The sequence below is a fragment of the Pedobacter sp. genome (assembly GCF_046462515.1).
In the GTDB taxonomy this organism is placed as follows: Bacteria; Bacteroidota; Bacteroidia; order Sphingobacteriales; family Sphingobacteriaceae; genus Pedobacter.
The window spans coordinates 350,131-372,319 of sequence record NZ_JBKGVD010000006.1 but is presented as its reverse complement, the minus strand read 5'-3'; the positions used below and the strand labels follow the sequence as shown (position 1 = coordinate 372,319).

Here is a 22,189-nt window from a genome sequence, read left to right as displayed (position 1 = left end):
ATAGGTTCCGGCTGTTACATTGGCAAATATCCCTGTGGTGTTCGTTATGCCATTGAAAGTATATTGGTAGCTGCCATTTCCGCCATTTGCTACCAGGGTTACGGTAGAAGTACCCCCGTTACAGTCGATTACCGTATGGCTCTCGGCCGCGGTGATCAGTGCAGGTTGAGTTATCTTATATTCTTCAGTAATTGAACAATTATTAGCATCCGTTATTTTTAAATAATAAGTTCCTGCTTTTAAATTGCTAATATCTTTGTTAGTTGAAGAAAAAGAATCAGGTCCCGTCCAGCTATAGGTTAAGGTTCCAACTCCACCTCCTGCATCAATGATAATATTTCCATCACTTCCACCAAAACAACTTATGTTTCCAATAGTTGGGTTTGCATAAATTAAAGGTTTAGGCTGGTTAATGATCAGCGTACCGATATCATATGCCCCCAGTCGGTCTGTTACTCTAAACTTAATCGTAATCGTTCCAAAAAATCTTGTAGCGGGCAGGAAAAGAAAAGTACCATCAGCATTCAAGGTTAATGTACCCTTGGTGGTATCATATGTACCTTCTAACGAATACACTAAGTTTTGAGGTGTATGTACTTCATCAGGATCGGTTGCGGTCAATTGTCCAGCTGCTTTGTCATCACATTCGATTACATCCAACGTTAAATCATTAGGTTTCGGTTTAGCGTTAATATGTACATCTTCGGTTACAGAAGTGGGTAAATTACCATTATAATTTATTCCTGCCACATTTGCCTGATCACCTGATTCATAATTAGTATTGGCACCTGAAAGAGCATTCTGAAATGGTGTAATCCTTCTATCAGGATTTAGAAACGTTCTTGTCGGATCTAAATAGGTAGCCTGAGCACTTGTATGATGCATACCAGGCGAAACAGTATTAGCAATATTTACATTAATTGTAAAAATTACCTGATCTCCTGGCGAAATATTATATGATCCAAAAGAATAAACATTACCTGTCTGAGTAAATGAAGGGGTTAACGGACCTGAAGCATTACCCGTTAAGTTGGCCGTTATGCTACTAATTGTAAAACCCGGAGGTAAATTCAGATTCGCCAGTACATCACCAGCATTTCCGCCATTAGGACTATTAGAAATAGTGAGCGTATATACTGCCGTTGAACCAGGATTTCTACTGCCCGGTATTCCAGGTTTAGCTTCTGAAAGCGTAACCGTTAATTCAGGATAACAGATTTTCCCCCCTCCTTTTAAGTGATTAGGTAGTTCCGCATTTGAAAAACCATATACTGCACCTGCTTTTCCATCGGCTGCTCCATGAGGAATACCTTTTCCATCATCTGCTTTACCAGATTTTCCGAAATCAACTTTAGTAAATACTACTGCTCCTGGCACATTATAGTAAATCATCCCTCCGCCAGCACCTCCACCGGGCCCATGTTCATTATTTTTGTCGTTGGCTGTGTTTCCGCCCACTCCTCCGTTGGCCTCTAAAGTTAACGTTGCACCAGCACTATTTGCTAAGGATCTTACAAAAATAGTTCCTCCAGCACCTCCTCCTCCAGCACCATCTGGAGAATTACCAAGAGCACCTCTCTTCCCATTTCCTCCGTTTGCCAAAATGGTACCATTACCAAGAATACGCTCAACATTTATCAATACTATTCCACCACCAACTCCCCCGATGACCCCACTTAGTGCATCGTTGGCATTACCACCACCGCCACCACCGCCCATAATCAATCTTGTAATATCTATAGGTACCTTGGTTCCTGGCCGGCCACCATTTGGGGTTGGGTTAGTGCCACCAGCACCAGCCCATCCATCTCCACCTACTCCGCCATCTCCGCCATTGGCTCCGCCGCCGCCACCCGCATTATGGTTATTACCTCCTCCACCGGCATTTGCCGGTGCTCCTTTTCCTGATGAACCTCCAGGTAAACCATCAGATCCATTATCTACCTGATTAAAGCCATCGTACATAAAGCGTGGGGTACCTGCAATTCCTTCACCCTTACCTACAGAGGTATTGATACTTGATGGCCCCACATAGACATCTCTTAGGTTTTCACCGATACCAACTAATTTAGGTGCATATCCTCCTCTAAACCCTCTTTCACTAGCATCTATTTTATAACCACCAAATGACATTGTGCCTGCCACATCAAAAGCAATTACTCCGCCTGCTCTACCATTATAAGGGGGTGTAGTAACATTTGATGTTAATACTAAATTAGAATATTGTGGAACTCTTACAATCTGAAAGCGCCTTTGTCCTCTGTTACCTGTAGCTGCAGAATTATTGTATTCATTTATTGTTCCTCCATTATTAGCACCTTTAAACGTCAACGTTCCTCCGGTTAATGGAAGGTTATTGGTGGCGATCACATATTCGTATTTTCCAGAAAAACCCAAACCAGTATAACCTGTTCCTCCTAAATTATCAGGACCAGATTTATTATTACCAGCGCCATATAAATTATTATTTTCAAAATTTATAATCGCATCTTGCATTTGGATAATTAAAATCAAATCACCCGCTCTGATGCCTATTTTACCATAACTATTTCCATAGTTTGGATCATCAAGGGGTACAGGATCTAAAAAGATAAAGGTTGAGCCTATGCTCAAAGTTACATCCTTATTTAAGGGAACAGGATAATAAGTATTAACCGGATTTGCGTTGGTACTAGGTCCATCGATACCTGATGTACCACAGATCTGAGCTGAAGCTGAACAACAAAACAATAAATACAGAAGAGTGATTACCGAAACTTTAAACAAACGTTCGGTCGCATTTTTTTTTAAAGAATTTCCACAAAGGTATTTGTTGGACATAGGCTATAAAAAATCAAATGCACAACACCACCTGTTAAAACAGCACTAGAAAATAAAATTGTGTATTTATAAACAGTTTGTTGTTTAGTTCACTAATGTAAAAAATATTCTACAAGTAAGAAATTTTCTCCACAAAATTAATCTTAATTTAATACTCTTAGCATTATTATGGGGAAAATTATACTCAAAAAATTACTAAGCCTGATTTTTAAAAAACCTGTGATTTTTAACACATTTTAACATCCTGCATATTAAACGATTAGCATTTTAGCACATCTATCTCAATAAAGAAACCTTAATCCTTTAGTTATGAAAAAAGTATTTTATTTATTTGCCGTTATGGTACTGTTCATTACCAATAGCTACGCCCAACAGCAAAAACGCAACAGAATTACACCAGAAGAAAAAGCAGAGCGATATGCCCTAAAACTTCAGGAGAAATTGGCATTGAGCAATGATCAAAAAGAGAGAATCAAACAGATAGAGCTAAAGGCGCTGAACCAGAAAGTTAATCAGCATCAGCAAGATGCCAACAACAGAAAAAAGTATATAAATGAGAAGCAGGCTAAAATTGAAGCTGTTTTAACGCCTGAGCAGCTTGAAAATTTTAACGCCTTAAAAAAAGAACATCATCCTGCCGAAAGAAAAAGGAATAAAAAAGCTCCTCTAAAACAGGAAATGTAGTTTAACAATTTTGGGCTTGTATAATTAAAGCTATTGCAGTTAAGTTTCCAAGTTTCTTTTTGCAATATTTTCATTGTTCAAAAGCTTTTATACAAGCCCTTTTTATTTTTTATTTGAGATACCTACCTTTGATAATCACATTTTTCCATACTTCGTACCCCTCATTATTAAGGTGCAAACCATCTTTGGTATAAGCTGATTTTAAATGGTTATTTTCATCCAAGAATTGCGGGTATAAATCTATAATAGTCAGTTTTTTATACTTTAATTTTCTAATCTGCTCATTTAAATAGAGAATGTGCTGGTCTTTGTTATAATGGTTTTTAAATTTTTCAAAAGCAGCATTTACAGGCAACAAAGTATTGAAATAAATTTTAGTTTTGGGCGAACCTTTAACAATGCGTTTAAGTATTTTATGATAATTATCTAATATGATGCTATCAGGTATATTCCTTGAAACATCGTTTATGCCGATCAGTATAAAAACCTTAGCAGGTTTAGAATCAATAATATCCTGTAAACGTTCCAGTACTCCAAAGGTAATGTCACCCGAAATACCTCGCTGTTTAGCATTACTTATATTTAATAGCTTACCCCAATCTGTACCGGCAGTAATGCTATTACCTAAAAACACAAAATCACTTTTTCGTATGGTGTCTTCTTTAAATTTAAGTACTTGTTCTTTATATTTTGTAGGTCTAAAAGTACTATCCCATTGCAAAGTCTGCGATTTAGCAGCTACAGAGATAAAAATCAAAAAAGCGAAAACCAGTTTAAAAATTATACTTCTCATTTTTACTCAATTATATTTTCTGATAAATTTCTTTTCTCCCTGTTCCAGGTAAATGCGGTAAATAATATAGCCAACACACAAGAAAGCAGGATAGCTATAAAGCAATTATCCCAACCCGAATTATCTACCAAGCTTCCCAATGCAGCATTTGCCAGCAGATCTCCAATAAAATAACCAAAAAGACCTGTTAAACCTGCTGCTGTACCTGCCGCTTTTTTAGGCACCAAGTCTAAAGCCTGTACACCAATTAACATAACCGGACCATAAATTAAGAATCCTATTGACCATAAAGCTACATTAACCAACCAAGCATCTGTGCCCTCAGTTTGCCAGTAAACAAATACGGCTACAAAAGTCAAAGCCATGTAGATAATAGTTGCAGGTGCTCTTCTGCCTTTAAAAACCTTATCGCTCAACAGACCACATAATATAGTGCCAGGTATAGCTGCCAGTTCATAAAACGACGCCGACCATGCAGCTTGAGCAGGAGTATAATGCTTGGCTTCCTGTAAAAAGGTAGGCGCCCAATTTACAATACCGTTACGTACCAGATAAACAAAGGCATTGGCTACAGCAATGTACCAAAGCATTTTATTATTTAGTACATATTTTAAAAATATTTCTTTTGCAGTAAATTCTTTTTCCTGAGAAGCATTGTATGTTTTAGGGTAATCATTATTGTATTCTTCTATTGGAGGTAAACCACATGACTGAGGTGTATCTCTAATAAATAAAATAGCGATCAATGAAAAAATGATAGCGATCAAACCAGGGAAATACAGTCTGGCATGCCAATCCATAAATAATTCTACACCCCAAATGGTTAAAGGTCCTACTAAAAACCCGCCCACATTATGAGCCAGATTCCATATAGACATTGCAGTTCCACGTTCTTTTATTGAATACCAATGTACAACTACACGACCACAGGCTGGCCATCCCATGCCCTGAAACCACCCGTTTATAAACAAAAGAACAAACATGACCGTAACAGAAGATGTAGCAAAAGGAAAGAAGCCCATACAAATCATTGTTAAAGATGACAAGATAAGTCCAACTGCTAAAAAGTAACGGGCGTTGCTCCTATCTGAAACGTTACCCATAAAGAATTTGCTAAAACCATAAGCAATAGAAAGTGCCGACATGGCCAAACCCAACTGACCTTTAGTATAGCCCAGTTCTTGTAGATCTTTAATGGCGAATGAGAAGTTTTTCCTTACAAAATAATAAGCTGTATATCCGATAAAAATACCGGCAAAAACCTGTAAACGCAGTTTCCAATAAGAAGAATTTACCTCTGCTTCTGCCTTTATCGGTTTATGCGCTGCAGGCTTTAAAAAATTAAAAATCATATGTTCAGTAATAGTTAGTTGATTTTGTTATAAACTCAAAAATCTACTGATTTAAAACCAGTAGATTTTTTGAAAAATATACTTTAATAATTACAAAAGATTTGGATAATCAGATATAATTCCATCTACTTTTAAATTGCGTAGTTTTTCAATTTCTTCTTTGGTATTTACCGTCCACGGAATTACCTTAACTCCATCAGCATGTGCTTTTTTTATCAGCTCGGCATCAACCATATTAGAATTAGGACTTAAAATAAAGGGTTTAAACCCTAAATCCGCCATGTTTTCTTCGTATGTTTTTTTATTACTTACCAGATACGAAGTCCTTACTTTTGGGTATTTTTTATGGATGATCTGAATGGTTCTTTTATCAAAAGACTGGATAACCACATAAGGGATAATGTTTTTACTCTCGATCACATCCATTAGCAATTTCACAAAAACCTCTGGTTTAGGGTTAGTGATGTCATCGCCTTTTTCAGTAGATTTCGTTTCAATGTTGTAGAAATATTGTTTTCTGTTGTTGATTTTAATATCGTGCTGTACACTATCTATTAAATCTGCTAATAAAGGAATATAGGTCTTTATCTTTTTTTGCTGAGGAAAATCTTTGTTAGGTTTTGAACCATTATCAAATGTTTTCAGGTAATCATAGGTCATATTCAGTATTGCATACTTTTTGGCATCTTTAGCTGGAATGTCTTTTCCATCAGGTAAACGCATAAAAGAAGGGCTTAGATAATCATCGTGCGAAACCACAACTTTCCCATCTTTTGTAATATGCGTATCCATTTCAAGCGTGGTAATGTTGCCATAAGTTAGCGCATCTTTCATCGCTATGATCGTATTTTCAGGCATCAAACCTCTACCCCCTCTATGGGCTTCGGCGCTAAATGAAGGAAACTGGCTATTATCCGTTTTTATGTTCTTATTTACAGAACAAGCATTGAATGCCAAAGCGGCGATACAAATTGAATATATTATCTTTTTCATTGAACTGTTTTTATAAAAATTATATGTTCTTTGTTGCTACAAATTTTTCTCCGAAACGATCTGTTGCAACCACCTTAATTTCTTTTACTTCTGGACCGCAATGTACCATAAATAAGTGATCTGTACTTTTAGGTTCTGCAAAACCTCTTGATGCTGGCAGTTCTGGTCCTTTATAAAGTCTTACAGCTTCCGGGTCGTATCCTTTTTGCTGAGGCATATTACCCATCAATTTACCATCTAAATAGTATTCTATTTTCCATTGCGGATCATAATTCCATACATTAGCTATTATCCTGTTATTTCCGGTTAATTTCTCTACATCTAATGAGATTTGATAAGTACGTTCTTGTCCGGTTCCTTTATAATACCATTTTAGCTCATTTCCATTTACTTCATAAACACCGTACCCACGAGGTGTACCATCTTCGCAGATTGGTCCGGTCCACCAGGCACCACAAACCGCACCATGATTATGTTCAAAAACCCCCTCCTTAATCACATTGCGATTGTAGTGGGTATGCCCTGACATTACATGAACATTTTTATACCCTTTAAACAGTTTATAAAAATCCTTGTTATTCTTTACACTATTATGAATAGGGATGTGCGCATTAACGATAACTAAAGCGTTCTTATCCACAAATTTGAGATCTTTTTCCATCCAAGCCAATTGCTCTTCTGTTATATAGCCATCATAATTACGTTCCGTACCTAAATAACGTACATCATCCAATACAATATAGTGCGCTTTACCTCTATTGAACGAATAATAGGTTGGCCCAAAATATTTTTTAAATGTACGGTCAGAGGTTTCATCTCCTCCCTGACGATAATCCATGTCATGATTGCCTAAACATTGAAAAAATGGTATTCCCATTTCGGCAACGGCTTTATTATAAGATTCAAACAAAGGCAAGTTATCCCATACCAGATCTCCAACGCCTATGCCATGTACCAAAGCATCTTTACCCAAACTTTCAACCACTTTTCTGGTATCAGGAACAGAAGTAGCCATCATCTGCTCTACATCTTTTTTATTCTTTACCTGTGGATCTGCCCAGATAATAAAATAATGTTTATTATCGTCTTTGTTAAGTTTTTTTAAGGTAAAGTCAAACTCATTTACCCCAGCTATATTTTCATACTGCCTGTTGATACTGCCATTATCTACTTTAAACTCATAACCAGAAGGTGTACTTAAAAATAAGAATTCTGATTTTTCATTTAGCCTAATGGTATAATAACCATCTTTATTGGTCTGCACTACTTCAAATCCATCTGATAAAATGACATTCGCTATACCCTGCTTACCATCCGTTACTCTACCCTTTAATGTATCTGCATTTAAAAATCTATCGAAAGCATTTAATTTAAGGCTAATTACCATACCACCGGCAAGCAATCCAAAACCTTTTACAAATTCTCTTCTTTTCATCTGTGGTTCAAAACTTAAAAAATCAATTTATAGTTATACCGGGTAGCTTTTTCATTTCGGTATAATAGTTTAAATAGTTGTTATATATTTCTGTATAATTTTTCAGTAAAACTAAAGTTTCATTATTATTCCTAAGCGCATTTGTGGTATAATTATGACTTCCTGTGGCTATAATTTTACATTGCTCCCCTTTATACTTACCATCAATCATTAAAAATTTAGAGTGGATATTAGTCTGTGAAATATTATACATTTTAATACTCGCCCCACGCTGTTGCATACTTTTTAATATTGTCTGTATCTCACTATCGATTTTATTTTTAACTACGATTTCTACTTTAGCTCCTTTATCTAAAAGCTCGCTTAGTTTATTTGCAACATTAACTCTGGATACCACCCAATCAGACATACCTACTCTGATAGTAGCACCGGGTAAATCGCTTATATTATTCAATATCTCAATAATGCTATCTTCTCCATATGAGGTTCCGTTGCGTCTCTTTGGAAAGAAATAAGCATTAATCTTTCCATCAGCAGAACTATATTCTTTATAGTAATAATCTTTCATTCCCGATGTTGACTTTGCTTTAATGTCTTTCCAGAAATCTATATAAGCACTGTACAGATTGGCATCATTTAAAATAATTGCATCCTGTATTTTCTTAGAGTCATCTAAGGTAAAATTATGTGAGGTTTGAAATACTACATTCTCAAGTTTGCCATTAGTGGTCTTCAGTTCTGAGAATAATATAAATTTATTGTGATTGATGGATGATGTATTTACATCATTGGTAACAATGATCAGTTCGGATCCTGATTTTAAGATACCACGTACAACTCCAATGGTAGACATGTTCTGCTTGACAGAATCGTCAATACTGCTATCAATCATAATATGCAGGTAAACACCTCTATTTGAAGCTTCTTTTAAGGCATTGATCAAAGGTTGGTAATCGAACATATAAATGGACATATAAATATGCGCCGATGCTGGTGTAGCATTGATCATACTAATAAGCTTATCCATTATAGCAGTTGAAGACTGTCCTTTGCTAACCTTATCTAATTCTGTGAAAACAGAAGATGGCAGGGTTAAATTAACAGAGGTACCTTGATTGGTACCTCCATTGTTATTGTTATCCTTATTTTCTGATGTTTTTTTGCAACCCGCAAATGCAAGCAATAAAACAAGAAAATATATTTTAAATGAATTCATTTAATTAATTTTCTAATGTAGTTAAATCAGAGGCTTTTTCTATATCTGTAAGCTTTGATGTAACTGTTAATGTTACATTTTTTAATACTCTACCTGTACTCCATCTACCTGTGGTCAGATTATATTTTCCTCCTAAAGTTGCAAATGAACTTGCTGCAGGGAATGGAAGTTTCTTAGTGTTGGTACCTTGATTTACATAAGGCTGAGAGGCATTTGTAGTTGGATTCAAAGTATCAAAGTAATCATTATCTATGATCTTATATCCTGCAATCGGTGGACCTGCAGCAAATAAAGACCCATTTCCTCCATAAAAAATTACATCAAGAGGTACAGAATTTAAATCTATATTAATTCCTTTAAACACGCCTATACCACATCCGTTTCCACTATTAGCTAATAAGTTGGTAGATACACTTCCAAATCCATCTCCTTCTTGCACATTATAAGGAATACTCCTTATCCATTTTGCGTTACTGATATCGGTAGAACCTGCTCCGTTTATTAATTTATTAGATGCACCAATATAGAACACTTCTCCTTTAGATACCGTACCTTGTGTAAGATTAAATTTGTAAGTCCTTTGCTGTCCTGTTGCCCAACCATTAACTGGTGCCCCAATCGGAATATTACTCCCTGCATTATTAGTAGTAATTATCGCATAGGGTGTTTGTGCAAAATCAATATTTTTTGTGGCCATTAATTGAATATACTCTTGGTTTTCATCAGACCCTTGAGGATCGGCCAAAAACCCGGTAATTACAATCGGACTTGGTGGATATACTTTTAAGGCAGTAATATCGGCAAAAGAACGAGGCCATACCTTATGATTCGCTACAGCATTATTAACTTCTGCAAAAAACAAGCCTACTACATTTATTCCGTTAGGCATTAACTCATTAGCATAACTTGCATTATCCGCCGTATGAACAATAAGGTCTCCAAAACCGTCATTTATTTTCTTATCGCCCTTAAACATCTCTCCTTGCGAAGGCATCGGGCTAAAAATTCCATTCGTTACAGATATTAATGTCCCATCATAATCTAGTGGAGCAGCTAAAAGATTCTTTGTCTGTACAACCTGAATTTTTTGTGTTTTACCGCTTGCAATTTTTTGAATGTTATTTAAAGTGATACCTTTTAAGCGTATCGAGCCATTTACATTTACCAATGAAGTTCCATTAAGTTGTAATACCACTGAATCTCCAGGTGCAAATGGTACATCTACATTACCTAAATCAATAATTAAACCTCTAGTTATATTTCTATCTGTATTTTGAATAACTAATGTTCCTTTAGGGATGTTCCCATTTGTCTGGTCTGATATAACAATACCACCAGTACTTGTAGCACCAGCTAAATTTGTAGCACTAAGCTGTACATCGTTTCCTTTATAAGCTTTCTTAACCACAAATAATGCTGCAAATGGGTTAACCTGACCTTCGGCTTCATTAATATCTTTCTTACATGCATTAAATAAAGCACTGATAAATAATGACACCGCAATAATTAAATATTTTGTTTTCATCGTTTGTTACATTTATTTGTTCCACCACATTTTTGTGTTCAAGTCATCCGGACCAAAAGCTTGTACTGCTGCTGCATAATTGGCTGCGTTCAAAGACTGAACATAAACCGGATATCTTAACCTAACTGGCATTTTTCCACCATTTTCCAAACCAGTTCCCATCATTAAAGTAGGATGTCCAGTTCTGCGGTATTCAAACCATTGCTGAAAATCGGTAAAGAAAAGGGTATAGTACTTTTGCGCATGGATTTTTTCCATTTTATCATCATCAGTATCGCCATTATTCCATGCTAAATATGGATTAGTTAAGTAATTAGCTGGGATATCTGAGCTTTGTACCCACATGGTTAAGGCATTCATGACACCATTTTCATAATATGTTTTGGCATTTCCTCCAATATATCCTTTCACTGCTGCTTCAGCCAAAATAAACTGTACTTCTGCATAGTTTATCATATTACCTAATAAGGGCTCATTTTTTAAAGCCGCCAAGTAATAAGACTCTCTTTGAGGAACCTGTCCTCTAGGATAGCCACTCGGAATACCTCCATAAGCACCCTCATATTTTGTAGCCCATTTTGCCCTTCTTGGATCTCCCCAAAGATTTAAATTATTTAAAAAGAAAATGGTAAGTCCGCTATCTCCATTAAAATCAAAATCTCTATAGGTATTAAATGGCGATACAAATGGAGGAGTCATTGTGTATCTTAAGATTGCCGACTCGTTATTATTTGAAATGATTGGATATTTAGTTGGCGTATTTACAATCTCAGCGATTTTAGCAGACGCATTAGCTTCAGGTCTTGCAGAAGCACGCAATAACAATCTTAAGTAAAGTGAGTTTCCAAACTTACGCCATGCTGTAATCGTGGCTGTTGAAGCTTGAGTTGCATCTGGATTGGAAGCAAATATTGCTTTACCAAACAAAGGCTCTATAGACAACTGATCAGCAGTAAGTGCTGTAGGCTTACTCAGCAAAGCATTGGCTTCTTCGAGCTTTCTAAAAAAGTCTGCATAAATATCTTGTTGCTTATCAAATTTAGGTTGATAGACACCGTCCTTGCCCTTGTTTGCTTCAAAATATGGTACGTCACCGAAAGTATCAGTGAGTAATGAAGAAGTATAAACATCGCAAATTAGTGCTAGAGCTTTATAAGTATTATTATCCAACTGTGTGGCCTTTGCATACATATCCCTAAAATTAGTGATTTGCAAATACCAGTTATTCCACATATAATCTGATTCTCCGGGTCTAATGATGTATCTATGGATTTCATCTCCATCTATAGTGGTAACATGAACCTGCATTAATTCGTTTGTAATACGTAATGCCCTAGTGTTATTCCTACTCACCACATCCCATAAGGCAGGTGTCAAAAGCGCCTCAGGACGAGCTGCTGTACTTTTATTTGGATCTATATTGGTCTCTCTAAAATCTTTGGTACAAGCACTAACCAATAATGTAGATGCAAGACCCAATAATAAATATTTTTTAATCGTTGTTTTCATTTTCATTAATTGTTAGTTATTAAAAACCTACCGTTAAGTTTATTCCGAATGTTCTTGTTGAAGGAAACTGACCGGTTTCAAAACCAGCAGCTATATCCCCATTAGAGCCTATCGTGCCAAACTCTGGATCAAATACCGGCCAATTAGTAAATACGAACAAATCACGACCATATATTCCGACAGAGGCTTTTTGTAAACCCAGTTTTGCGAGCATTTTTGGCGTAAAATTATAATCTAATCTAGCTTCTCTAAATTTTATATAATCTGTGCTAAATGTATTAGATTCTACATTATCTCTATTAAAATGTGATTTGTAGTAATTGGCAACATTTGGCGCAACTACTGTATTAGTTGAATAGGTACCATCAGCATTTTTAATTACACCCTGACCAATAATGCCATTGTAACGACCTGGAACAGTTTTAGCTAATTTACCTTCTTCAGCTAGAACAGCATGAGTTAGGGAATAACCAACCCCACCAAATTGTCCATCAAATAAAATATTTAATTTAAAGCGTTTAAAAGCAAAATTTGCTCCAATACCTGCTTTATAAGGCGCTGTAGTATTACCTATTAGTTTACTGTTCAATCCTAATACCGCATAACCTCCGCTATAAACAATTTGTCCATCTGGAGATCTTTCATAACCTAAACCATACAAATCCCCCATACTACCACCTGGTCTTGCTTCTACAGTACCACGCGGTCCACTTGACATTACATAGGTACTGATACTATCAGCCAACGAAACTACCTTATTTCTATTAATAGAAAATGAACCGAATATATCCATGTTCAAGCCTTTTTTAGACACTAATGGCTTTGTATTAACCTGTAATTCTAGACCTTTATTCTGAATTTCACCAGCATTGATAATTACGCTTGAATAACCTGTAGATTTATCTATGGGGCTGGTAATAATTTGGTTATAGGTATTATTCTGATAAACTGTAAAATCAAAATTCAAACGACTTTTAAATAATCTCAAATCGATACCAGCTTCTCTACTTTCTGTTCTTAATGGTTTAAGGTCTTCATTAGCAATTGAAGATGGATTTGCCAAGCTGCTTGGGAACAAAGTTGGATCGTAAGCGTACTGAGTTAAGTAAGGTGTAGTAGAACCACTACCTACACTTGCATATGATAGACGAACTTTTAAATAAGATATTTGCGAAGGAAGCTTTAATTTACTTGATAATATAGCACTTAACGATACCGAAGGGTAAAAGAAATCTACGTTATCCAATGATTTCTGGCTCGCAAGAATACTTGTCCAATCATTTCTCGCTGTTAAATCCAAATACAAGAAATTATCATAGTTTAGTGATCCTAGCGCATATAAACCATTCATTTTGTATGCGCTGCGATATGGAAGAGCTATTACTTGATTTTTTGAGTTAGCAAAGGTATATACATTAGGATATAACAATTGGTCTGCTCTCATCTCATCTTTCATATAACGATTGGTTAATCTGCTACCTCCTACTGTTACTGTATATTCAAATTTATTTAAGAATTTGTTATCATACTTTAACAAGAAATCGCTGGTAACCTCCTGATTATAGATATTTTGAGTTCTGTACATCCCGTAAACATATTTATTAGTTCCAAACGGACGTTGTTGCGAACGTGCTTCATAAGATAAATCAACTGCCGTTCTTAACATCAGGCTTAAGTTTTTGAGAAAGCTATAGGTTACACTCACATTTCCGGTTACCTGGTTACGGTTAGACTTATTTAACATTTCATTAGCGATCAGATAAGGATTATCTAATAAGCTACTAAATGGTCTCGTCTGCTCAATGCCTTCCTTACCGGGAGCCCAATAGTCTTTAAACCAATCTAAGTTCATATTAGGTGTCATTCCTCGAATAAAATACATGATACTTTGGTTATTGTAACCTGTTGATGGTAAGTTATCTGTATATTTATTAGTATAATTGATCTTGCTAGCCATAGTTAATTTGTCACTGATTTTGTTATTAAGCGACAAAGCAACTGTATTTCTATTAAAACCTGTATTCGGTATAATCCATTTATTTTGAAGATTGGTTACCGAAAGACGCGCTGTAGTTTTATCACTACCCCCATCAAAAGAAATACTATTCAAAAAGGTATTTGCTGTTTGAAAAAAGTCTTTCCTATTATCTGGATAGGCTACCCAAGGTAAACGGGTTGCGCTGGTTGTTCTGGTAACGGGATCATATTGAAAATATGACTGACCATCAAATTTTGGACCCCATGCAGAGCTGGTGCTTCTCGTACTTGCGCCATCAGCTGTAGCAAGATAGGAGTAATATAAATCTTGACCTTGATCACCCTGACCATATTCATATTGATAGTCAGGCCATCTATTTATAGTTTCAAAAGACGAGTTGGAATTCAAAGTAATACCAATTCCTTTTCTTTTAGACCCAGATTTTGTTGTGATGATTACTGCACCATTACCACCTCTAGCTCCATACAAAGCTGTAGCAGCAGGACCTTTCAGTACCGATACACTTTCAATATCATCTGGATTAATATCCGATAGACCATTACCAAAATCGGCAGGAGAATCTGCCGACAGATAAGCACTACTTCCTGTACCCGTAGAACGACCTGTACTTCCACTGGTTACCACTCCATCTACTACAACTAAAGCTTCGCTTGATCCCATCAGTGCATTTTCACCACGTAGAATAATCTTATTAGTACCTGCAGGACCTCCACCTGATTTAACCAAGTTTAAACCTGCCACCTTACCAGTTAAAGCATTGGTCCAGTTATTGGAAACAGCATTAGTAAGATCTTCGTTATTTATTTTTCCAACAGAATAACCCAAAGCCTTTTCTTCACGCTTAATACCTAATGCGGTAACCACTACAGCATCAAGATCATGCGATGATGAGGCCATTTTAATAACTACCCCTGTCTGATCGGCATTAAAGGTTTTGGTAACAGCTCCAAATCCTATCATAGAGAAACTAACCGGCGTTCCCTTACCAATTGTGATAGAAAAATCGCCTTTACCATCTGTAATACCTAAAACTTTTTTGTTTTGGTCAACTATACTTACGCCAGGGATTCCCAGATTATCAGCTCCATCCACCACAGTTCCTTTCACAACAATTTTTTGAGCCGGAGTTTGAGCAACAACCTTAACCGGATTAGCCAGCTGGCCAATCAATACTCCGGCAGCCAGCAGTTTCCCGCAGAAGGCAAACCCGGAAATTACTTTCTTTGTGTTTCGAAATACCGGATGCAAAGGCTTGCTTACCACATCCTGATTTTCCAAAACTTCTGAAATCAATCTTCGCTTTGTAAATGTTTTGATCATAATTTAATTTATTCGGTTAGTTTTTAAAGCAAAACACGCTTCAGCTAACTGAAACGCAAATTTAGGTCACATATGTTAAATTCATGTTAACACACAATTAACGATATGAAACCTTTCGCAATTATTATTTATTTGGTTTTTAATTACTAAATGTTTCGCAATATCTATAAAAAAACAATATGAAACTAAATATTAGTTTTTACTATTCAAAAAAATTATGTTCTTTTTTGAAAAAAAAATTTCAGAAAAGAAAATAAACGTCAAAATAAAATTCCCAAACTCTCAATACCGAAACAGAATATTTCGATTAGAAAAAAGAAGAAACTAAGAGAGTTAACTAAAGAAGATTAGTAATAGATTACACTAGGGTTACTGTAACCCCCATACTTTCTAAATGGTTGATAATCTGCTCAGAAACACCTTTATCAGTTATGATATGATCCACGTCTTCAAATCCACATATTTTACCAAAACCACGTTTACCAAATTTGGTAGAATCAGCTAAAACTACAACCTTCTGCGAAACATCAATCATTTTTCTATTTAAATGTGCTTCCATAGCATTTGTTGTAGTTAAACCATGTTCCAAATCAATGCCATCCACACCTAAAAACAAAGTATTAAAATAAAAATCTTGCAAAACCTGTTCAGCATAAGCCCCTAAAACAGAAGACGAACTTTTTCTAAGTAAACCGCCCAACTGGATAACTTCTACATCAGGATAACGCATTAGCTCCAAAGAAATATTTAAAGAAGATGAAACTGCTGTAAGATTCAAACCCGAAGGAATATTTTTCACAAAATAAAGCAAAGTAGTTCCTGATGCAATAACAATAGAATCATTAGCCTTAATCAGTTTAGTAGCCGCCACGCCTATTTTATTTTTTTCAGAAGACTGTATCTTTTCCTTTTCATTAACCGGCCTGTCAACAGCATAGGGATTATTTAAGGTAGCACCACCATGCGTCCTAAAAAGTAAATTCTTATCTTCCAACAGCTTAAGATCTTTTCTTATAGTAACAGAAGAGACCTTTAAGTCTTTACAAAGCTCAATAACATTGATGTATTGATCTTTTTGTATCTTGTTTATAATAAACTGATGGCGTTCAGCTAAAGTCATGTTTATTTGGTTTAAGTAGACAAAGTCAGTATGCAAATTAGTAAAATAACCTCTAAAAAAACATCTGTCTTTCATTTTTTTTATTTTTTTCATGTTATTTTTATTATTTATGTTTTTGATTACTTATACTTGTTTATTGTTTCGTTTTATTACATATTACATTTTGAAATGCAAAGAATACACTCATATATATTAGCTGATCAATCAAACTGGGATATTATAATTATAGGTGGAGGAGCTACAGGTTTGGGTACTGCTGTAGACGCAGCCAGCCGAGGTTTAAAAACCTTATTAGTGGAGCAGGCCGATTTTGCAAAAGGCACTTCGAGCAGAAGCACAAAACTTGTACATGGAGGTGTAAGATACTTAGCTCAAGGCGATATAGGATTGGTAAAGCATGCATTAAAAGAAAGAGGTTTATTAGAAAAAAATGCTTCTCATTTAGTTAAGAAAGAAGAATTCATCATTCCATGCTATAGTTGGTTTGATGTAATCAAATACCTTACAGGATTAAAAATGTATGATTGGCTGGCTGGAAGGTACAGCTTCGGTTCTTCAAAGTTTTTATCAAAAACAGAAACCTTAAATAGAATGGCGGGTATTAAACAACAGGGTTTAAAAGGTGGTATTAGCTATTTTGATGGTAAATTTGATGATTCTAGATTAGCTATAAATTTAGCCCAAACAGCCAAGGAAAAAGGTGCAACCTTAATCAACTACATGAAAGTTATAAACCTCATTAATCAGAATGAAGAGGTTAAAGGTGTAGAGGTACAGGACATAATTACAGGAGAAACATTTAAACTCTCTGCTAAAGTGGTCATTAACGCTACCGGTGTATTTGTAGACGATATCCTACAAATGAATAACCCTAAGGCTAAACCCATGGTAAGACCGAGTCAGGGTGTTCATATTGTATTGAAAAATGAATTTCTGAAAAGTGATTCAGCATTAATGATTCCTAAGACTACAGATGGCAGGGTACTTTTTGCTGTTCCTTGGCATGAACATTTATTAGTTGGCACTACAGATACGCCTTTAAATGAGCATAGCCTTGAGCCAAGAGCTTTAAAAGAAGAAACTGATTTTATTTTAAATACTGCCGCCGCTTATTTTACCAAAGCACCTGCAGAGAAAGATATTTTAAGCGTATTTTCAGGTTTACGCCCCTTAGCCGCCCCTACCGATCCTAACAGCAACAGTACTAAAGAAATCAGCAGAGATCATAAATTAATGGTATCTGCAAAAGGATTGATTACCATTACCGGCGGCAAGTGGACCACTTACAGACGTATGGCCGAAGAAACGGTTGACCTAGCCATGAAACATGCCAACCTAGGCAATATCAGATCGCAAACAGATCATTTAGCTATTCATGGCAATATAAATTTAACTGACAACAGCTATCTTAATACCTACGGTAGTGACAGAAAATATATTGAGGCCTTAATACAAGAAAATCCTAAGTTAGGCAGTAAACTCCATACCGATTTTCCACATACGGCAGCAGAAATCATTTGGTGTACCCGCAATGAAATGGCTGAAACCGTAGAAGATATTCTGAGCCGACGCTTGAGAATGCTTTTTGTAGATGCTAGAGCAGCAATGGAAATGGCGCCTCAAGTAGCAGGTCTTATGGCAAAAGAAATGGGTTTTGATACAAATTGGGAGAGAAACCAGATCAATTTATTTATAAATTTAGCTAACGGTTATATTTATCATTCAAAAAACGAGCAATTGGCCGTTGCCAACTAAACCTTCATATAAGAATTATGGATAAATACATTTTAGCATTAGATCAGGGAACCACCAGCTCCAGAGCTATTATTTTTGATGTTAATGGCGATATCATATCCATTGCCCAAAAAGAATTTAAGCAAATTTACCCTCATGCAGGATGGGTAGAACATGATGCCAATGAAATATGGTCTACCCAATTGGCCGTAGCTACAGAAGCATTGGCTAAAGTTCGTATCAATGCTACTGAGATTAACTCAATAGGCATAACCAACCAACGCGAAACTACTGTTGTATGGAATAAAAAAACAGGCAGGCCTATATACAATGCTATAGTATGGCAAGACAGACGTACCTCAACCTATTGTGATGAAAAAAAAGCATTGGGACTTACTCAAAAAATACAGGAAAAGACCGGACTTATTATTGATTCCTATTTTTCTGCTACCAAAATTAACTGGATTCTAAATAACGTTGACGGAGCACGTGATCTTGCAGAAAAAAATGAGTTGGCTTTTGGTACCATAGACAGCTGGCTGGTATGGAACTTAACAGGGGGAAAAGAACATGTCACAGATATTACCAATGCATCGAGAACCATGCTATATAATATCCATACTTTAACATGGGATGATGAATTACTCAATATTTTCGATATTCCCAGATCAATTTTACCTGAAGTAAAATCTTCGAGTGAGATATATGGGGAAACATCAGGAAATATCTTAGCAGCTAAAATCCGTATTGCAGGTATAGCCGGCGATCAACAAGCGGCTCTTTTTGGCCAAATGTGTACCAGCACAGGGATGGTAAAAAACACTTATGGAACGGGATGCTTTATGTTAATGAATATTGGAACAACTCCAAAAATATCAAAAAACAACCTTTTAACCACTATTGCCTGGAAAATTAACAATGAAGTGATCTATGCACTTGAAGGGAGCATATTTATTGGCGGGGCTATTGTACAATGGCTACGCGATGAATTAGGTATCATACATAAATCATCTGAAGTTGAAGAACTGGCAATGAAAGTTAAGGATACACAAGGTGTTTATATCGTGCCGGCTTTTGCAGGTTTAGGAGCACCTTATTGGAACCAATATGCCAGAGGCACAATAACAGGTCTTACCCGGGGTGCCAATAAAGCTCATATAGCCAGAGCTGCACTTGAAAGCATTGCCTTTCAGACCATGGATGTAATTAATGCTATGCAATCTGACGCAGATATTGACATTACAGAGTTGCGTGTAGATGGTGGTGCCACCGCTAATAATACATTGATGCAGTTCCAGGCAGACCTTTTACAGAAAAAAGTAATCAGGCCAAAAGTAACTGAGGTAACCGCCACAGGGGCAGCATATCTGGCCGGACTGGCAACAGGATTCTGGAAAGATATTGAACAGATCAAAAAACAGTGGCAGGTAAATCAAACTTTTAATGCTGATACTACCATAGACCATACTCAACATGTTAAAGGATGGAAAAGAGCTGTTAAAGCAGCCATAGCCAATACAGAAGAATAAAACTTAACCAAAATAAACTATGAACGAACTTACTGCCGAATTTATTGGCACTGCCCTGATGATTTTATTAGGTGGCGGTGTTGTAGCTAATGTTGTTTTAAATGGCACAAAAGGTAACAATAGCGGCTGGATTGTAATTACAACAGCATGGGCTTTAGCGGTATTTACAGGTGTGGTAGTAGCGGGTCCTTATAGTGGAGCTCACTTAAACCCCGCTGTTAGTATAGCACTGGCCATTGCACATAAATTTGAATGGGCCAAAGTACCTTTATATGCACTTTCCCAATTGGGAGGTGCCATGACGGGTTCTTTACTGGTCTGGCTATTCTATAAAGATCACTTTAATACAACCACTGATAAAAATTTAAAAGCAGCTCCTTTTGCCACAGCTCCTGCTATAAGAAACCTAACCTCAAATCTGTTTTCAGAGATTTTGGCCACATTTGTACTGCTCTTTGTTATCTTTTATTTTACTAATGCACAGTTAGAGGATTCCAAAACCCCTATCGGCTTGGGATCAATAGGTGCAATACCCGTAGCTTTTTTAGTTTGGGTATTAGGCCTGGCATTAGGAGGCACAACCGGTTATGCCATGAACCCAGCAAGAGATTTAGGTCCTCGTATTATATATGCAATTGTACCCATTAAAGATAAAGCTAAAACAGATTGGGGATATGCTTGGGTTCCGGTATTAGGACCCATTATAGGAGCTAGTTTGGCTTCAATATTGTATTTAATATTAAGTTAATCCCTACTTAACAAAATAGTTTACTAGATAGAAAAAAATCTTTCTCCGTCATCCTGAACTGGTCTCAGTATCGATCTTTTAAAAGAATTTGGTTCAGATCTAAAATAGCATTAAGATTATAATTTATTAAAAAATTACAAAAACAAAAAAGGGAGCATTTTGCTCCCTTTTTTGTTAGAAATTTCTTCCCCTTATTTTACCGCGTCAATTACAGCTTTGAAAGCTTCCTTGTTATTCATGGCCAAATCAGCTAAAACTTTACGGTTTAAACCGATGTTTTTAGCAGCTAACTTACCAATTAATTGCGAGTAAGAAATACCGTGCTCACGAGCCCCTGCGTTAATACGCTGGATCCATAATGCACGAAACTCTCTTTTTTTAGCTTTACGGTCACGGTATGCATATTGCAAACCTTTTTCAACCGTGTTTTTAGCAATCGTAAAAACTTTACTTCTTGAGCCCCAATAGCCTTTGGCCATATTTAGGACTTTTTTTCTTCTGCGTCTTGCAGCTACTACGTTTACCGAACGAGGCATAATGTGTTGTTTTTTGATAAGCGGTGTTGCTGTTTAAAGCAAACTTGATTTACCGAGTATCTGGTTAAAAAATTGATTACTTACCGATGCAAAGCATACGTTTAACGTTGCCCATATCTGCATCATTTACCAGACTAGTCTGGCCTAAGTTACGCTTACGTTTAGTGCTTTTCTTAGTTAAGATGTGGCTTTTGTAGGCGTTCTTTCTTGCAATTTTACCTGTTCCAGTAAGCGAAAAACGCTTTTTGGCACTGGAATTGGTTTTCATTTTTGGCATAACCTGTTTTAATTTATATAGTTTACTATTTTTTTGCTGTTGTTTTTGGTGCTACGGTTAAGAACATACGCTTACCTTCTAATTTCGGCAACAACTCTACCTTACCGTATTCTTCTAAAGCTTGAGCAAACTTTAACAATAAAATCTCACCCTGTTCTTTGTAAACAATAGCTCTACCTTTAAAGTGTACGTAAGCCCTAACTTTTTCGCCATTCTCTAAGAAGCTAATGGCATGCTTTAATTTAAACTGGAAATCATGTTCGTTTGTATTAGGTCCGAAACGAATTTCCTTAATAACAGTCTGTTTAGCGTTGGCCTTAATTTCCTTTTGCTTTTTCTTTTGCTCGTACAAGAATTTACTATAATCCATGATACGGCAAACCGGTGGATTGGCATTTGGAGAAATCTCAACCAAATCCAATTCAAGCTCATCAGCAATTGCCAATGCTTTTGACAAAGGATAAATACCCTGCTCTACATTATCTCCAGCTAGCCTAACTTCCTGAGCCGTTATAAACTCATTAATTCTATGTTCTGCTTCTTTCTTTTTAAAAGGTGCTCGCGGCCCCCTATTAAATCCTGGTCTTCCTAATGCCAAA

General features: G+C 36.2%; 17 protein-coding genes. 4 read left to right on the top strand and 13 right to left on the bottom strand.

Annotation, left to right across the window (positions count from 1 at the left end):
- Positions 1 to 2,820, bottom strand: a 2,820-nt coding sequence (locus tag ACLHG9_RS07375) for an Ig-like domain-containing protein (RefSeq protein ID WP_410220854.1), incomplete at its 3' end; no start/stop codon positions are given.
- 309 nt (positions 2,821 to 3,129) lie between these two features.
- Between ACLHG9_RS07375 and ACLHG9_RS07370 the strand changes: the two genes are divergently transcribed.
- The gene (locus ACLHG9_RS07370; RefSeq protein ID WP_410220853.1) at positions 3,130 to 3,504 is read left to right on the top strand and encodes a hypothetical protein; all 375 of its coding nucleotides are present in this window, start codon (positions 3,130 to 3,132) and stop codon (positions 3,502 to 3,504) included.
- A 109-nt stretch (positions 3,505 to 3,613) separates the two neighbouring features.
- Here the strand turns inward: ACLHG9_RS07370 and ACLHG9_RS07365 are convergent, their stop codons facing one another.
- The 9 genes from ACLHG9_RS07365 to ACLHG9_RS07325 form a co-directional block, all read right to left on the bottom strand.
- Entirely contained in the window at positions 3,614 to 4,297 is a 684-nt protein-coding gene (locus ACLHG9_RS07365) for a GDSL-type esterase/lipase family protein (RefSeq protein ID WP_410220852.1), read from the bottom strand.
- A gap of 2 nt (positions 4,298 to 4,299) precedes the next feature.
- Positions 4,300 to 5,649, bottom strand: coding sequence for a glycerol-3-phosphate transporter (gene glpT, locus ACLHG9_RS07360; RefSeq protein WP_410220851.1), 1,350 nt, complete (start codon positions 5,647 to 5,649; stop codon positions 4,300 to 4,302).
- Between the two features lie 90 nt (positions 5,650 to 5,739).
- Entirely contained in the window at positions 5,740 to 6,642 is a 903-nt protein-coding gene (locus ACLHG9_RS07355) for a glycerophosphodiester phosphodiesterase family protein (protein WP_410220850.1), read from the bottom strand.
- 19 nt (positions 6,643 to 6,661) lie between these two features.
- On the bottom strand, positions 6,662 to 8,077 hold the full coding sequence (locus tag ACLHG9_RS07350) for a calcineurin-like phosphoesterase C-terminal domain-containing protein (protein WP_410220849.1): 1,416 nt from the start codon (positions 8,075 to 8,077) through the stop codon (positions 6,662 to 6,664).
- A 22-nt stretch (positions 8,078 to 8,099) separates the two neighbouring features.
- Positions 8,100 to 9,293, bottom strand: a complete 1,194-nt coding sequence (locus tag ACLHG9_RS07345) for a phospholipase D-like domain-containing protein (RefSeq protein WP_410220848.1) — start codon at positions 9,291 to 9,293, stop codon at positions 8,100 to 8,102.
- 4 nt (positions 9,294 to 9,297) lie between these two features.
- Positions 9,298 to 10,818, bottom strand: a complete 1,521-nt coding sequence (locus ACLHG9_RS07340; RefSeq protein WP_410220847.1) for a DUF5689 domain-containing protein — start codon at positions 10,816 to 10,818, stop codon at positions 9,298 to 9,300.
- A gap of 12 nt (positions 10,819 to 10,830) precedes the next feature.
- Entirely contained in the window at positions 10,831 to 12,327 is a 1,497-nt protein-coding gene (locus ACLHG9_RS07335; protein WP_410220846.1) for a SusD/RagB family nutrient-binding outer membrane lipoprotein, read from the bottom strand.
- 19 nt (positions 12,328 to 12,346) lie between these two features.
- On the bottom strand, positions 12,347 to 15,646 hold the full coding sequence (locus ACLHG9_RS07330; RefSeq protein WP_410220845.1) for a SusC/RagA family TonB-linked outer membrane protein: 3,300 nt from the start codon (positions 15,644 to 15,646) through the stop codon (positions 12,347 to 12,349).
- A 358-nt stretch (positions 15,647 to 16,004) separates the two neighbouring features.
- Complete coding sequence (locus tag ACLHG9_RS07325) at positions 16,005 to 16,766, bottom strand: DeoR/GlpR family DNA-binding transcription regulator (protein WP_410220844.1); 762 nt, start codon at positions 16,764 to 16,766, stop codon at positions 16,005 to 16,007.
- A 168-nt stretch (positions 16,767 to 16,934) separates the two neighbouring features.
- Here ACLHG9_RS07325 and ACLHG9_RS07320 point away from each other — a divergent pair, with 168 nt between their 5' ends.
- The 3 genes from ACLHG9_RS07320 to ACLHG9_RS07310 are packed head-to-tail and all read left to right on the top strand — an operon-like array spanning position 16,935 to position 20,777.
- Positions 16,935 to 18,521 (top strand): glycerol-3-phosphate dehydrogenase/oxidase, encoded by a 1,587-nt coding sequence (locus ACLHG9_RS07320; RefSeq protein ID WP_410220843.1) that lies wholly within the window; start codon positions 16,935 to 16,937, stop codon positions 18,519 to 18,521.
- 17 nt (positions 18,522 to 18,538) lie between these two features.
- A complete protein-coding gene (gene glpK / locus ACLHG9_RS07315) occupies positions 18,539 to 20,029 on the top strand; it encodes a glycerol kinase GlpK (protein ID WP_410220842.1) in 1,491 nt (496 codons plus the stop codon).
- A gap of 19 nt (positions 20,030 to 20,048) precedes the next feature.
- The gene (locus ACLHG9_RS07310; protein WP_410220841.1) at positions 20,049 to 20,777 is read left to right on the top strand and encodes an MIP/aquaporin family protein; all 729 of its coding nucleotides are present in this window, start codon (positions 20,049 to 20,051) and stop codon (positions 20,775 to 20,777) included.
- Between the two features lie 191 nt (positions 20,778 to 20,968).
- Here the strand turns inward: ACLHG9_RS07310 and rplT are convergent, their stop codons facing one another.
- The 3 genes from rplT to infC all read right to left on the bottom strand — a co-directional run bounded on the left by rplT (position 20,969) and on the right by infC (position 22,188).
- Complete coding sequence (gene rplT / locus ACLHG9_RS07305) at positions 20,969 to 21,313, bottom strand: 50S ribosomal protein L20 (protein WP_113661241.1); 345 nt, start codon at positions 21,311 to 21,313, stop codon at positions 20,969 to 20,971.
- 76 nt (positions 21,314 to 21,389) lie between these two features.
- Positions 21,390 to 21,590, bottom strand: coding sequence for a 50S ribosomal protein L35 (gene rpmI / locus ACLHG9_RS07300; protein WP_243362259.1), 201 nt, complete (start codon positions 21,588 to 21,590; stop codon positions 21,390 to 21,392).
- 25 nt (positions 21,591 to 21,615) lie between these two features.
- Positions 21,616 to 22,188, bottom strand: a complete 573-nt coding sequence (gene infC, locus ACLHG9_RS07295) for a translation initiation factor IF-3 (RefSeq protein ID WP_410220840.1) — start codon at positions 22,186 to 22,188, stop codon at positions 21,616 to 21,618.
- Position 22,189 lies beyond the last annotated feature (1 nt).

What these genes read in the sequence shown, in the direction of transcription:
- ACLHG9_RS07370 (WP_410220853.1), top strand. Translation starts at nt 3,130, where the DNA reads ATGAAAAAAGTATTTTATTTATTTGCCGTTATGGTACTGTTCATTACC.
- ACLHG9_RS07365 (WP_410220852.1), bottom strand. Translation starts at nt 4,297, where the DNA reads ATGAGAAGTATAATTTTTAAACTGGTTTTCGCTTTTTTGATTTTTATC.
- glpT (WP_410220851.1), bottom strand. Translation starts at nt 5,649, where the DNA reads ATGATTTTTAATTTTTTAAAGCCTGCAGCGCATAAACCGATAAAGGCA.
- ACLHG9_RS07355 (WP_410220850.1), bottom strand. Translation starts at nt 6,642, where the DNA reads ATGAAAAAGATAATATATTCAATTTGTATCGCCGCTTTGGCATTCAAT.
- ACLHG9_RS07350 (WP_410220849.1), bottom strand. Translation starts at nt 8,077, where the DNA reads ATGAAAAGAAGAGAATTTGTAAAAGGTTTTGGATTGCTTGCCGGTGGT.
- ACLHG9_RS07345 (WP_410220848.1), bottom strand. Translation starts at nt 9,293, where the DNA reads ATGAATTCATTTAAAATATATTTTCTTGTTTTATTGCTTGCATTTGCG.
- ACLHG9_RS07340 (WP_410220847.1), bottom strand. Translation starts at nt 10,818, where the DNA reads ATGAAAACAAAATATTTAATTATTGCGGTGTCATTATTTATCAGTGCT.
- ACLHG9_RS07335 (WP_410220846.1), bottom strand. Translation starts at nt 12,327, where the DNA reads ATGAAAACAACGATTAAAAAATATTTATTATTGGGTCTTGCATCTACA.
- ACLHG9_RS07330 (WP_410220845.1), bottom strand. Translation starts at nt 15,646, where the DNA reads ATGATCAAAACATTTACAAAGCGAAGATTGATTTCAGAAGTTTTGGAA.
- ACLHG9_RS07325 (WP_410220844.1), bottom strand. Translation starts at nt 16,766, where the DNA reads ATGACTTTAGCTGAACGCCATCAGTTTATTATAAACAAGATACAAAAA.
- ACLHG9_RS07320 (WP_410220843.1), top strand. Translation starts at nt 16,935, where the DNA reads ATGCAAAGAATACACTCATATATATTAGCTGATCAATCAAACTGGGAT.
- glpK (WP_410220842.1), top strand. Translation starts at nt 18,539, where the DNA reads ATGGATAAATACATTTTAGCATTAGATCAGGGAACCACCAGCTCCAGA.
- ACLHG9_RS07310 (WP_410220841.1), top strand. Translation starts at nt 20,049, where the DNA reads ATGAACGAACTTACTGCCGAATTTATTGGCACTGCCCTGATGATTTTA.
- rplT (WP_113661241.1), bottom strand. Translation starts at nt 21,313, where the DNA reads ATGCCTCGTTCGGTAAACGTAGTAGCTGCAAGACGCAGAAGAAAAAAA.
- rpmI (WP_243362259.1), bottom strand. Translation starts at nt 21,590, where the DNA reads ATGCCAAAAATGAAAACCAATTCCAGTGCCAAAAAGCGTTTTTCGCTT.